The organism is Glaciecola sp. 33A (genome assembly GCF_002836745.1).
Classification (GTDB): Bacteria; Pseudomonadota; Gammaproteobacteria; order Enterobacterales; family Alteromonadaceae; genus Glaciecola.
Genome location: NZ_PJAR01000042.1, coordinates 261861 through 274872 on the forward strand (window position 1 = coordinate 261861; position 13012 = coordinate 274872).

General features: G+C 41.1%; 16 protein-coding genes. 5 read left to right on the forward strand and 11 right to left on the reverse strand.

Features of this window, described 5'->3' with window-relative positions; translation table 11 throughout:
- Positions 1–252 precede the first annotated feature (252 nt).
- Positions 253–1206 carry a transaldolase gene (gene tal, locus CXF81_RS13810; protein ID WP_101181923.1) on the reverse strand — a complete coding sequence of 318 codons (954 nt, stop codon included), beginning with the start codon at positions 1204–1206 and terminating at the stop codon, positions 253–255.
- Positions 1207–1365: 159 nt separating this feature from the next.
- Here tal and yaaA point away from each other — a divergent pair, with 159 nt between their 5' ends.
- Positions 1366–2181: a peroxide stress protein YaaA gene (gene yaaA, locus CXF81_RS13815; protein WP_101182045.1), complete on the forward strand. Its 816-nt coding sequence runs from the start codon at positions 1366–1368 to the stop codon at positions 2179–2181.
- A gap of 105 nt (positions 2182–2286) precedes the next feature.
- Here the strand turns inward: yaaA and CXF81_RS13820 are convergent, their stop codons facing one another.
- From CXF81_RS13820 to CXF81_RS13835, 4 genes are all read right to left on the reverse strand, one after another.
- Positions 2287–2754, reverse strand: a complete 468-nt coding sequence (locus CXF81_RS13820) for a DUF4426 domain-containing protein (RefSeq protein ID WP_101181924.1) — start codon at positions 2752–2754, stop codon at positions 2287–2289.
- Between the two features lie 14 nt (positions 2755–2768).
- Positions 2769–3311 (reverse strand): YggT family protein, encoded by a 543-nt coding sequence (locus CXF81_RS13825; RefSeq protein ID WP_101181925.1) that lies wholly within the window; start codon positions 3309–3311, stop codon positions 2769–2771.
- A 17-nt stretch (positions 3312–3328) separates the two neighbouring features.
- Positions 3329–4150, reverse strand: coding sequence for a pyrroline-5-carboxylate reductase (gene proC / locus CXF81_RS13830; RefSeq protein ID WP_101181926.1), 822 nt, complete (start codon positions 4148–4150; stop codon positions 3329–3331).
- A 74-nt stretch (positions 4151–4224) separates the two neighbouring features.
- Positions 4225–4914: a YggS family pyridoxal phosphate-dependent enzyme gene (locus CXF81_RS13835; RefSeq protein ID WP_101181927.1), complete on the reverse strand. Its 690-nt coding sequence runs from the start codon at positions 4912–4914 to the stop codon at positions 4225–4227.
- Between the two features lie 86 nt (positions 4915–5000).
- On the opposite strand from CXF81_RS13835, the gene CXF81_RS13840 reads away from it, so the two are divergent.
- Both CXF81_RS13840 and CXF81_RS13845 read left to right on the forward strand, forming a co-directional pair.
- Positions 5001–6044 carry a type IV pilus twitching motility protein PilT gene (locus CXF81_RS13840; protein ID WP_101181928.1) on the forward strand — a complete coding sequence of 348 codons (1044 nt, stop codon included), beginning with the start codon at positions 5001–5003 and terminating at the stop codon, positions 6042–6044.
- Positions 6045–6063: 19 nt separating this feature from the next.
- Complete coding sequence (locus CXF81_RS13845) at positions 6064–7179, forward strand: PilT/PilU family type 4a pilus ATPase (protein WP_101181929.1); 1116 nt, start codon at positions 6064–6066, stop codon at positions 7177–7179.
- Positions 7180–7231: 52 nt separating this feature from the next.
- Here CXF81_RS13845 and CXF81_RS19930 read toward each other — a convergent pair whose 3' ends face one another.
- Entirely contained in the window at positions 7232–7381 is a 150-nt protein-coding gene (locus CXF81_RS19930) for a hypothetical protein (RefSeq protein WP_157825567.1), read from the reverse strand.
- 293 nt (positions 7382–7674) lie between these two features.
- Here CXF81_RS19930 and CXF81_RS13850 point away from each other — a divergent pair, with 293 nt between their 5' ends.
- Complete coding sequence (locus CXF81_RS13850) at positions 7675–8016, forward strand: DUF2007 domain-containing protein (protein WP_101181930.1); 342 nt, start codon at positions 7675–7677, stop codon at positions 8014–8016.
- A 25-nt stretch (positions 8017–8041) separates the two neighbouring features.
- Here CXF81_RS13850 and ruvX read toward each other — a convergent pair whose 3' ends face one another.
- From ruvX to CXF81_RS13870, 4 genes are read right to left on the reverse strand one after another with little or no spacing between them, the layout of a single operon-like run.
- On the reverse strand, positions 8042–8488 hold the full coding sequence (gene ruvX, locus CXF81_RS13855; RefSeq protein WP_101181931.1) for a Holliday junction resolvase RuvX: 447 nt from the start codon (positions 8486–8488) through the stop codon (positions 8042–8044).
- A complete protein-coding gene (locus CXF81_RS13860) occupies positions 8489–9079 on the reverse strand; it encodes a YqgE/AlgH family protein (protein ID WP_101181932.1) in 591 nt (196 codons plus the stop codon).
- 17 nt (positions 9080–9096) lie between these two features.
- Positions 9097–10044 (reverse strand): glutathione synthase, encoded by a 948-nt coding sequence (gshB, locus tag CXF81_RS13865; protein WP_101181933.1) that lies wholly within the window; start codon positions 10042–10044, stop codon positions 9097–9099.
- A gap of 59 nt (positions 10045–10103) precedes the next feature.
- Positions 10104–10832 (reverse strand): 16S rRNA (uracil(1498)-N(3))-methyltransferase, encoded by a 729-nt coding sequence (locus CXF81_RS13870; protein ID WP_101181934.1) that lies wholly within the window; start codon positions 10830–10832, stop codon positions 10104–10106.
- 438 nt (positions 10833–11270) lie between these two features.
- Between CXF81_RS13870 and CXF81_RS13880 the strand changes: the two genes are divergently transcribed.
- Positions 11271–12089 (forward strand): mechanosensitive ion channel family protein, encoded by an 819-nt coding sequence (locus tag CXF81_RS13880; protein ID WP_101181936.1) that lies wholly within the window; start codon positions 11271–11273, stop codon positions 12087–12089.
- Between the two features lie 105 nt (positions 12090–12194).
- Here the strand turns inward: CXF81_RS13880 and CXF81_RS13885 are convergent, their stop codons facing one another.
- Complete coding sequence (locus CXF81_RS13885; protein ID WP_101181937.1) at positions 12195–13007, reverse strand: M48 family metallopeptidase; 813 nt, start codon at positions 13005–13007, stop codon at positions 12195–12197.
- Positions 13008–13012 lie beyond the last annotated feature (5 nt).

Consider the following 13012-nt stretch of genomic DNA (forward strand, 5'->3'; position numbering starts at 1 on the left):
TTGAGCCTCCAATTTTTAAATTTAGTCTATTGATCAAGATACAAAAGGCACGCAAAAGGCACCCAATAGTCAGACTAACAGCAAAAAATCATGAGTCTGATTTAGGCGTGCCCTATGTTTTAAAACTTAACAGGGTGATTCTGTGAATTGCCTGCTAAGTCGTTTCGTTGTGAACACAAGATGCTTGTTTTTATTGAACCTCAGTGAACACAGTTATTATAAAAATATTAACGGTTAAAACAGCATTTGTGTTTATAGCATTTTCCCCAGCAGTATTTCTAACTTAGCTTGGTCCGCTGCGAAGTTCCGAATACCCTCTGCTAGTTTCTCAGTTGCCATTGCATTCTCGTTCATATCCCATCTAAATTGGGCTTCTGATATTTTATCACCGACATTTTTTGCTTTGCCATGATCCACTAAATAAGGTTTTACTTCACCCGGTGCGTTAGATAATTCTTCAAGCAACTGAGGGCTAATAGTCAAACGGTCGCAGCCAGCAAGGTAACGTATTTCGTCAATATTTCGGAAACTTGCACCCATAACGACCGTCTTATAACCATAAGATTTGTAGTAATTATAGATTTCAGTCACAGAAATAACGCCCGGATCTTCATCACCGGCATACGCTGTTTTACCGGTGCTTGCTTTGTACCAGTCTAGGATACGGCCAACAAATGGCGAAATCAAAAATACACCCGCTTCAGCACAGGCTCTTGCTTGAGTGAAGCTAAATAGTAAGGTTAAGTTACAGTTTATACCTTCTTTTTCTAAAATTTCTGCTGCCTTTATGCCTTCCCAAGTAGATGCGGTCTTAATCAGAATGCGAGACTTGTCGACACCAGCATCGGCATATAATTTAATTAGTTTATGCGCTTTTTTTAGAGTTGCAGCTGTATCAAAACTTAATCTAGCGTCTACTTCGGTTGAAATGCGGCCAGGAATAACCGCCACAATCTCCTTACCAATTGCAACGGCCAGTTTGTCGCTAGCATCGTTAAGCTGCTGTGCCGCGTTATTTGATTGCGTCTTTGCCCATGCAACAGACTCTTTGATTAATTCCGCGTACTGAGGCAATGAAGCGGCTTTGAGCAGTAATGAAGGATTAGTTGTGGCATCCACTGGTTGATATTTTTTAATCGCCTCGATGTCGCCTGTATCAGCAACCACAGTTGTTAGCGTGCGCAATGATTCAAGTTGTGTTGTCATTTTTATGCCTTAGTTTAAATAATGTGTCTAGATTACCGATTGTCGTGGCAACTGGCTATAACAGATTGTTTGTTTTTATATTATATTGTGAGGACATAGACATTTATGAAATTGCCCCCATGTGTTATACAAGAGAACAAAAAAGGACAGAAAGTTATTATGTTAATGATCGTTTCCCCTGCGAAAAATCTTGATTTCGAATCTTCATTGCCTATCCAAGCGTTTACTCAACCTAGTATGTTGGGTGACGCTAAAGCGTTGGTGAAGACCTGCAAAAAGTTAGCGCCAAGTGATTTAGCGAGTCTAATGCATATCAGCGATAAGCTCTCGATATTAAATGCTGAACGATTTTCCAGCTTTACTACCCCTTTCACGCCTGAGAATGCGCGCCAATCAATATTTGCCTTCAACGGTGATGTTTACACCGGGCTAGATGCAAAATCCTTAAGCGAGGATGATATTCAGTTTGCGCAAAAACATCTACGTATTCTTTCTGGACTGTATGGTTTGCTGCGACCGTTAGACTTAATGCAACCTTACCGTCTTGAAATGGGGACTAAGCTCGAAAATACGCGCGGTAAATCCTTGTATGAATTCTGGGGTAACTCGATTACCCAAGAATTGAATAAAGCACTTAAAGACGCGAGCGATGAAACTAGTAGAGCGGTAACTACTGATGCAAAGGGCAGTAGCATCCTGATAAATTTAGCGAGTAACGAGTATTTTAATTCGGTGAAAAAGAAACTACTTGGCGCGACCATCATCACTCCTCATTTCAAAGATGAGAAAAATGGACAGTATAAAATCATCAGTTTTTACGCGAAAAAGGCACGCGGCTTAATGGCACGTTATATTATTGAAAATCGTATTACGTGTGCAACAGCATTGAAAAACTTTGATAGTGTTGGCTATCAGTATAATGCGTCAGAAAGCACCGCTACGGAGTTAGTATTTAAGCGGGCACAGCAAGCTTAGCGCTAAAATATATAAAAAAGGCGACTGTTTATAATATGTTAAATAATCGCCTTCTTATTCCAGTGTTAATTCACCGTGGTGTTAAGCTAATGTGTCTACTAGCCTCTAGTCTACATACATTAACTGCTGCAATTTAAGTATTTGGGTTTCGTTACCCTGCTGAATATTGATTTCAAAACGGAAACTTTCTTTATTCGCATGTGAGAAAACGGCTAAGTAGTATATGGCCTCTCCGTCTACCACTTTTTTGAATGATAGCTTTTTTGTATTGCCCAATAAATTTCTTGCCGTGCCGGTGACAGAAACATTTTGCGCCTTCTTGTCATCGCTATCTAACACAGAAATATTAACGAATGAATTAAATTTGCTGCGCACTATCGAGTTTGCTTTTGCTATTTGGGGAGTTAAAAACGAAGTGGCTAACACTATATGATGCACGTCCCAGCTACCCAACTGAGTTTTCTCTTCCGCGCTAGCTGTCGCTTGCATTAAAAAAGTAGCAAGCAATAGCGCTAGGAACATTGAGCCGCGACACGCTCTTGCTGGATACTGCTGATTGGCTGAATATCTCATAACTTTTCCTATGTTTACATTAAGTACGGTAAGTACTGACCGATTAGATCTAATGCAAACTGAATTGCTAAAATCAACACAAGAGGAGAGAAGTCCAAACCACCTAAGGAAGGTAAGAAACCACGAATAGGTGCTAATAAAGGATCCGTAAGTTGATGTAACACAACGCGAACTGAAGGCCCGACATTAGGAACAAAACTAAGTATCATGTTGCCTATTAAGACAATGAACAGTAACCAAAAAGCACTCTTAAGTAAGCCAAATAATACTAAGATTATAGTGGGTAGGACCGGGAACATTGAGTCAGTAAGTACAAAAACCACGATGAACTTGGTGAGTATTACTAAAAATGCAAACGCAAAAGTGGCTGTGTCGAATTTCCCCAAAGACGGAATAACCCTGCGCAATGGGCCAACAGCAGGCTGGGTTGCCTTGACTACAAACTGACTCAAGGGATTGTAGAAATCAGCGCGCGCCCATTGTAGCCAAAGTCTTGCCAACACAATCATGGCATAAGTATCAAATAACAACGTAATTAAATTATTGAAGGCTAACATTTTGGATTCCGTTTAAGTTAAAGGTCAGACGACATTTTTACAGCTCTTGCAACAGCAGCCTGCATAGCTTTGCTTACAATCGCTTCTAAATTGTTTTCTTGGAAGGCACAAATTGCCGCGTGTGTTGTACCGCCCTTAGATGTAACTTGGGCTCTCAGGTCACTTAATTCAAGGCTTGGATTGTGACAAATCATTTCAGCGCTGCCCAGCAGTGCTTGCTGCACAAGTAAGCGCGCGTCATTACTGTTTAATCCCATTTGTATGGCTTCATCTTGCATTGCTTGCGCAAATAAAAAGAAGTACGCAGGGCTGCTTCCGGCGGCGGCTATTACAATGTTAATTTGGCTATCTTTTTCTACCCATAATGTTTTGCCAACATGGTCCATGATGTGCCCAACAAAGTCGCGATCAAGTTGTGCCACTGAATCAGGCGCATAGAGTCCTGTCATGCCTTTGCTGAGTGAGGATGGCGTATTAGGCATAGTGCGTACAACTTGATCGTAATTACCCAGCATCTCAATTATACGGTCGGTGGTGATACCCGCTGCAATAGACACCATAATTTTGCCATCAATTGATGTTTTTTGGATCAGGTCTGCGCAAGCTGCGGCCATGATTTGTGGTTTGACTGACAGCATAATAACATCGCCAGCTTCGCACGCTTCGACGTTTGATTGGGTTGTATTAATACCAAAATCGTTAGTTAACGCATCTAGCTTGGGCGTCGATGGATTTGATGCAGTGATTAGCTTGGGGTCATAACCGCCATTTACTAAACCACTAATGATACTTCTGGGCATATTACCCGCGCCAATAAAACTTAACTTACGTGCTTGCATATTGCTCCTTTACATTTGTTATTAATTAATGAGTGTGCAGTCGATAGCACCAGCATTAAGCAACAGCGCTAAAATTAATTGCGAGCGCCAAAAATAGCCGTACCGACCCTTACTATGGTAGAACCACATTCGATGGCGGCAGGTATATCACCACTCATGCCTATGGATAGGGTATCAAATTGTGGATACTTTTGCTGGCATGTGGCAAATAAATCCTGCACTTTTTTAAAAGAGGCCAGTTGTTCGGATTTTACTTTGCTCGCTTTTGGGATCGCCATCAAGCCTCTTATACTTAATTTGTTAAGTTTTTCGCAATCTGACAATAGCGGCATCAGGTCCTGCGGCAATACTCCTGCCTTTGTATCTTCGTCGTCTATATTAATTTGAATACAGATATTCAGTGGGCTTGCGTAATTTGGGCGTTGTTCATTCAGACGTTGTGCGATTTTATAGCGATCGACTGAATGCATCCAATCAAAATTTTCTGCCACTAAACGGCTCTTGTTTGACTGCAGTGGGCCGATAAAATGCCAAGAGACATCAGTTAAGTGCTTTAGGTCAGCTATCTTGTCGACGCCTTCTTGGACATAATTTTCACCAAATGAACGGTGTCCGGCTTCATACGCAAGCACAATATCCGATACGGGTTTGGTTTTACTTACGGCTAACAATTTAATATTGTTCGCATCACGACCAGCCGTTACCGCACATTGTTTTATTTGAGCACGAATGCTCAGAAGATTTTCGGCAATATGATTTGTCATAAGTTGGTTTCTCAAATTTTAGTAACACAAGATTAATTATTTATATCAGCGTTCGCATCAGCAACTACTTTTTGGAGTCACCCATAGTGGACATTAACGAACTTCTTGCTTTCAGTGTAAGCAATAGAGCCTCAGATTTACATCTATCTGCAGGCTTACCTCCCATCATTCGTGTTGATGGTGAAATGCGTCGCCTCAATATCAATGAGCTAACTCACGAAGAAGTGCATGAGTTAATTTTCAGCATTATGAATGACAAACAACGCAAAGAATACGAAGAAAACCTAGAATGCGATTTTTCTTTTGAAATAAAAGATTTATCTCGCTTTAGGGTCAACGCCTTCGTGCAAAACCGTGGCGCGGCTGCCGTGTTGCGAACAATTCCAAGTGATATTCTAACACTGGACCAGTTAGGTGCACCGGAAATTTTTAAACAAATAATTAATCAACCGACCGGTATCATACTTGTTACAGGAGCCACAGGCTCAGGTAAAAGTACGACACTGGCAGCAATGGTAGACTATATTAATACGCACAAACGCGAGCATATTCTTACCATTGAAGACCCGATAGAATTTGTACATAAAAACAAAATGTGCGTGATGAATCAGCGTGAAGTTCATCGCGATACGCATAGTTTTAACAATGCACTGCGTTCCGCATTGCGTGAAGATCCTGATGTTATTTTAGTGGGTGAATTACGAGATTTAGAAACCATTCGTCTAGCAATATCGGCTGCGGAAACTGGCCACCTCGTATTTGGTACACTGCACACTAACTCAGCACCAAAAACGATTGACCGTATTATTGATGTATTCCCTGCTGAAGAAAAATCAATGGTGCGTTCAATGTTGTCTGAATCATTGCGTGCGGTAGTTTCACAAACTTTATTGAAAAAAGTGGGTGGTGGTCGAGTTGCTGCGCATGAGATTATGATTGGTATACCCGCGATCAGAAACCTTATTCGTGAAGACAAAGTGCCACAAATGTATTCTGTGATCCAAACCGGACATCAGCACGGCATGCAAACCATGGATCAGTGTTTACAACGTCTGGTTGCAAAGGGTGTTATCTCAGCCAACGATGCCGCCGCTAAGTCGATAGATAAATCGCCATCCATTGGTATGTAAGTAAAGTAGAGGATTAAGTATGTTAAGTTTACACCAGTGTTTAGAAGATATGGTTGTGCATGGTGCCTCGGATTTGTTTATTACGGTAGGCATGCCAGTAAGCGCTAAAATTAATGGGCGTATGACGCCATTAACGGCAATGAATTTAACTGAGCCAGAGGCGCTCGAACTCGTACATGATACAATGAGTCAAAAGCAACAGCAGGCATTTGTTGCAGAAAAAGAATGTAATTTTGCGATTTCGATAGAAGGTGTTGGCCGTTTCAGATGCAGTGCCTTTTGGCAACGCGATCAACCAGGTATGGTCATTCGTCGTATTGTAACGCAAATTCCAAACCCAGATGAACTGGGTTTACCTCCCATTCTTAAAAATATCATCATGTCTAAAAAAGGCTTGGTGTTATTTGTTGGTGGCACGGGTACAGGTAAGTCAACATCGCTTGCTGCTCTCATTGGTCATAGAAATCAGCATTCTCATGGGCATATATTGACCATTGAGGATCCGATTGAATTTGTTCATGAGCATAATAACTGTGTCGTCACGCAGCGCGAAGTTGGTATCGATACGCATACTTTTAATGATGCTTTGAAGAGTTCGCTGCGTCAGGCTCCGGATGTTATTTTAATTGGTGAAATCCGCTCCATGGAAACCATGGAATATGCCATGTCGTTTGCTGATACAGGGCACTTATGTGTTGCTACTTTGCATGCAAATAATGCAAACCAGGCAATTGAACGTATTATGCATTTGGCTCCTCAAAATATGCATCAGAAGCTACGTTTCGATTTAAGTCAAAACATTAGAGCGATTGTAGCTCAGCAACTAGTTCAGACTATTGATGGTAAGGGCAGAGTTGCTGCGATAGAAGTGCTACTGAACACGCCATTAGTGTCAGATTTGATCCAGCGAAATGAAATTGGTATGTTAAAAGAAGCGATGGTGAAGGGCAAAGAGCAGGGTATGCAAAGCTTTGATATGGCGCTTTATACATTATACAAAGAAAACCGTATTTCTGAAGAGCAAGCCATGCATAACGCCGACTCTGCAAATGACTTACGCTTAATGATAAAGCTTGATAGCCAAGAGGGTAGTGGCCTTGGTAGTTTGAGCAATGTGTCGATAGACATGGGCTAGGCTGCCTAGGAACAGTCGCTATTTGACTGCTAGCATTTGATAAACCCCGCTCTTAGCGGGGTTTATCGTTTAGTTTTGCCTGCTCTACCGCGTAACACTGCTGGTCGCCGTAGTAATTATCTTTAAAGTTACACACTTGTATACTCTGTTTTTGTTTGCTCAGTAAAAGACGCTGGCTTAGCTGAATGATGATATTATGCATGTTACGTTCCTTAGTGCGCTTAAAATAATGGCGCTTAAAATAAATTTCTATTTATTCGTGAGTGACAGTCTCTGCCATTTCCGTTTATGTTTGTTTATAAGCAAATAATAGAGCGTATTCATAATTATTAAAAACGATAAAAACCAATCGTTCTAATCGGTTTTTATGATTATTCTGTTGTATCGGCAACAAAAGCACGTAGTCATATTTTTAATCCACGATCCGTCTGCTATGCAATAGTGCATTGATATAAGTAGATGTGAAAATGGAAATAGTTTATCAAAGGGGATTTAATGCAGAGATTTTTTCGTCATCATGATCGCTTTCATGTCTATCAAGTCAAAAGTATTTTAGATGATGCTGGTATTCCTTGTTTTGTAAAAAATGAACTAGTACAAGGCGCTATTGGCGAAATACCGCCGATGGATTCTGAACCTGAAATTTGGCTTCAAGATAGCGAATGGCAGTCTAAAGCACAAAAAATACTAGATAGTTTTTATCAAGAACAGGCCGCTATAAGTGCTGACAATAAAAATGATTGGGCATGTGCGCATTGTGGACAAATGAATGAGTTTCAGTTTGCAATTTGTTGGAAGTGCCAAGAGCCCAGAGTTAAGGACACCGGTCAATCATAGTGTAAGGTCAGAATTTATCTGGTTTTTAGTTATTTTGGTTATTTTGGTTATTTTGGTATTGCGCGATAACCCAGCTCTCGTAAATTAAACAAGCTGAAACGCTATCTACTTTTTCTTTGCTTAGCTTCTTAAACCCACCTAATTCAAATAAACGTGCTTTTGCATCTACAGTGCTTAAGCGTTCATCAAACGTATGCACTGGGAGGCCGAACCGGCCATGTAAGCGATTGGCAAACTTTCTAGCGCGTTGCGTTATTTCTTGTTCAGTACCATCCATATTCAATGGTAAACCGACCAATAGGTTATCGGGTTGCCATTCGGCAAATACGTCCGCAATGGTCTGCCAATTTGGTATGCCATCATTTGCTCTTAATGCAAACAAAGGAGACGCCGTTCCTGTTATTGTTTGACCAACCGCCACGCCAATGCTTTTGACACCGTAATCAAATGCAATGGTGGTATTGTTTTTCATTTAAGCATGACCGATTTCTTGAGTCAGTTGCCAAACATCCACGCCTAACTTGTTAACGGCGGCTCGCCATTTTGAATGCACAGGCGTGTTGAATAAGAGATCGTCATCAGCCTCTACGGTGAGCCAAACATTCTCTTGTAGTTCTTGTTCCAGTTGTCCCGGTTCCCAGCCTGCATGACCAAGCGCGATAAGCGCTTTTCCCGGGCCTAAATCGTTTCCTATAACAGCTAAAATATCTTTAGAAGTTGTGACCATTATCGCAGGTGTGAGGGCAACACTAGAACTCCAGCCTGCTTGAGATTCATGCAAAATAAAACCTCTATCTTGATGCATTGGCCCACCACAAAGTACGATTTGTTGGCTTTTGTTGTCTTCTACTATCGCGTGCTCATCGGCTTGCGAAATTAGTTCCTGAAACGTCATTGTTGAGGGAAGGTTGATAACAATACCCATTGCTCCTTCTGTATTGTGCTCGCAAACATAAATAACGGTACGCTCAAAAAAGCCGTCTTCTAGAGAAGGCATAGCAACCAATAAATGATTTTTTAAGCCGTTTTCTAATCTATTATCCAGCGTCTTTATGTTTTTCATTTATCTTAGCTACTTCTTTATTGAATTCGTTTTTCGATAGCATCAAATAAGATACCGCAAATGTTAATGTCGTATGCACCCTCTATCTCTTTTACGCACGTTGGGCTGGTAATATTAATTTCAGTTACTTTATTGCCAATGACATCAAGGCCGACAAACAACAAACCCTGGACAGATAAATTCTCTGCTATTTTATTAGCGATCGCAAAGTCCGATTCTGATAACGGCTGAGGTCGTCCTGTTCCACCTGCAGCTAAATTACCGCGGGTCTCGTTTTTCGCAGGAAGTCTCGCTAAAGCATAAGGAATAACTTGACCGTCGACAATCAAAATACGCTTATCGCCGTCTTTTATTTCAGGTAAATATTCTTGAAACATGGCATATCTAGTGCCTAGCTCAGTGAGTGTTTCAATGATGACACCTAGGTTATTACCATCTTCTTTGACTCTAAAAATAGACGCGCCGCCCATGCCATCAAGTGGTTTACAAATGATATCTCTATGCTTCGCGTGAAATGCTTTAATTAATTTACTGTTACTGGTAACCAGGGTGTCAGGAATAAGGTCTGGGAAGCACGAGGTAAATAACTTTTCATTAAAATCTCGCAACGCCGAGGCTTTGTTGACCACTAAGCAGCCAAGATTTTCTGCCAGTTCAAAAATTTGCGTTGCGTACAAAAATTCACTATCAAAAGGCGGATCTTTGCGCATCAACAAGGTATCTAATTCACCCAAACAAATATCTTGCTCTGACTCGAAAGTATACCAGTTGGCATTATCGTTCTGAACACGCAGCTTTTTGCTAGTAGCACGAGGCTCACCATTTAAAATATAAAGGTCACCCATTTCGATATAGTGCAGCTCGTATCCGCGTTTTTGCGCCTCGGTCAGCATAGCAAAACTGGTGTCTTTTTTGATATTGATGGCAGAAATTGGGTCCATCACAATGCCAAGTTTAATTGTCATAAGCTTATTGGTCTCTTGTCTTTGGTTTAGATGTTGTTACTGAGTCACTCAATTTCAAGCTACAGGTCACCAAATAATGCCTGCATTATAGAAATACTAGCTAAAGTAGCAGTTTCTGTACGCAAAATACGAGGGCCTAAATTAACCGAATCAAAGCCGGTTTGTTCACAAGTATATACTTCTTGTTCAGAGAGTCCCCCTTCGGGACCAATTAATAGCCTAAAACCGTGTACAGGTCTGGTTAAGCTCGACATATATTTGCTACTCCCAGGCGTGAGCATGACTTTTTTCTGCTCTGTAGATTGACCTAGCCATTTATTCAATGAGACAGGTTGATGCAACGTTGGTAAGACATTGCGGCCCGATTGTTCACAAGCTGAGATGATTATTTTTTGCCATTGTTGGTGTTTCTTTTGCCATCTGTCAGCTGACAGTTTGACCGCACAGCGCTCAGTAATGACCGGCGTTATTTCGGTGACTCCAAGTTCAACCGATTTTTGTAATGCAAAATCCATTCGGTCGCCCTTTGACACGCCTTGAGCTAGGTGAATATTTAATGGAGATTCACTGCGCATTGACAGTTGCGAATTGACAATAGCAAGAACTTGTTTCTTGTTAATGCTCAATACTTCCGCACTGTACTCATTGCCATCACCATTGAAAAGGACGATGGGATCACCTTGTTTTAAGCGTAATACGGTGTTGATGTAATGGCTGAGTTGCGAGTCGAGCTCAATTTCGTCATCAACTTGCAAAGGCAGAGGTGTGTAAAAACGGGAAATTTGCATAATGTTTATAATAACAAAGAAGTCATCGCTCGATCCTATCACAACATTTTTATTAGCGATGTTTTATAAATTATTTTAGAAGCGCAAAGGTGTACTGTTGTGATTGCAATGTCACCAATTTAATCGAATTTATGGCCATTTGATTTGGGGATTTCTATTCTGCGTTTAGGGCTGTTGATACGGTAATGAGCATTGACAATTTTTCTGCCTCTTTTTTCTGCCTCTTTTTCTGCCTCTTTTTCTGCCTCTTTATTGGTAAAGTCCAAGTAAGCTGATAATGATAGAAAACATAAGTCAACATTATAATTCACAGCAATAAAAATACTGATTATTTACTCATTGTTTGTTTTATATTCGATAGATGCTATTTTTGCTGGCGGTTTGCTGTAAATTATTGCAAACAAAACTAAAAATAAAAAACCACATAGGATCTGTACCATGTTTGATTTTACTCAAGAAGATATGATGAAGTACCTTGATGATTACATTATTCCATTCGCAATCAACATTGCTATGGCGCTTGTTATTTATGTCATTGGTAGGTTTATTGTCAACATTTTGGTGTCTGCTTTTGGTAAGGTAATGGCGAAATCGAAATACGATGAAATGTTGATCAATTTTCTTAAATCGATTGTCAAAGCGATATTAATGCTGTTTGTTATCATCGCCTCTCTTAACCAGTTGGGCATTAATACGACATCAATAGCCGCAATTCTCGCTGCTGCTGGTTTAGCCATCGGTTTATCCCTGCAGAGTTCGTTACAGAACTTCGCTGCAGGAGTCATGTTATTAGTATTTAGGCCTTTCAAAAAGGGTGATTATATAGACGCAGGCGGTGTTGCCGGTTCAGTAACTAGTATTGGCGTATTCTCTACCATTATGAATACACCGGACAATAAAGAAATTATTGTTCCAAATGGCAATATTTATGGCGGCAACATTATCAATTTCTCTGCAAAAGACACACGTCGAGTAGACATGAAGTTTGGTATTGGATATGGCGACGATTTATTACTTGCCAAAAAGCTACTAGAAGAAATGGTCGCAGCTGATGAGCGTATTTTGGCTGAACCTGCTCCTCAAATTGCCGTTGCTGAACTAGGCGATAGCAGTGTTAACTTTGTTGTGCGCCCTTGGGTTAATTCAAGCGATTACTGGGGGGTGATGTTTGACTTCACCGAAGCGGTTAAATTACGTTTTGACGCTGAAGGTATCTCAATTCCATTTCCACAAATGGACGTGCACGTACACAAGTAACATTCAATGTAATTAACTATGTAGACAAGGCCTGATGAAGTGCCTCCCGAAAGTGCGATAAAACCTTTCAGAGTCAAGTCATCAAAGGCCTTTTTTTATTTGTAATTACTGCTGACAATTGGGGCGATTAGGCGCCGCTTTGTATGCCGCTAAAGCCCCTTGCATGTTCGCCTGTAAATCTTCAATTCTCGTTTTTGGTGAAGGGTGAGTAGAAAAGAATTCGGGTTGTGACTGACCGCTACTTGCCTTCGCCATATTCCTCCATAACTCAACTGACTCTTGTGGGTTAAAGCCTGCCTTTGCCATCAATTCTAAGCCAATTTCGTCTGCTTCACTTTCGTGGGTGCGACCAAATGGCATGGTGACCCCATACTGAAAGCCCAGTCCCAGACCGGTCATGATCAACTGACTACTGGCAACCTCGTTGGTTTGCAAAGCAACATTGACTGCTTCTTGGCCAATACCAATTAAGGTGCTGCGTGATACACGTTCATTTCCATGATGCGCAATGACATGTCCTACTTCATGGCCTATCACTGCGGCAACTTGATGCTGATTAACGGCAACGTCCAACAAGCCTGTGTAGACACCAATTTTGCCACCGGGCAGAGCGAAAGCGTTTACTTGCGCGTCGTCAAATACGACGACTTCCCATTTGCCGTCGAATACATCTTTGGGCACATGTCGGGTGATACTGTCTGCAATACATTGCACATAATCGTTCTGAACCGGTTTATTTGACATCTTGATATTCTCTTTCATGCTTGAAAAGGCTTGAACACCCATTTCACTTAACTGAGATTCAGGAAATAACAGCATTTGACTACGCCCGGTTGGCGATGTTGCACAAGAAGCGATAGTCAATGTGGTGGCAATGGTCAAGGTTGCCAATGCGATGCGATTTGATGAGAATGTCATGCGAT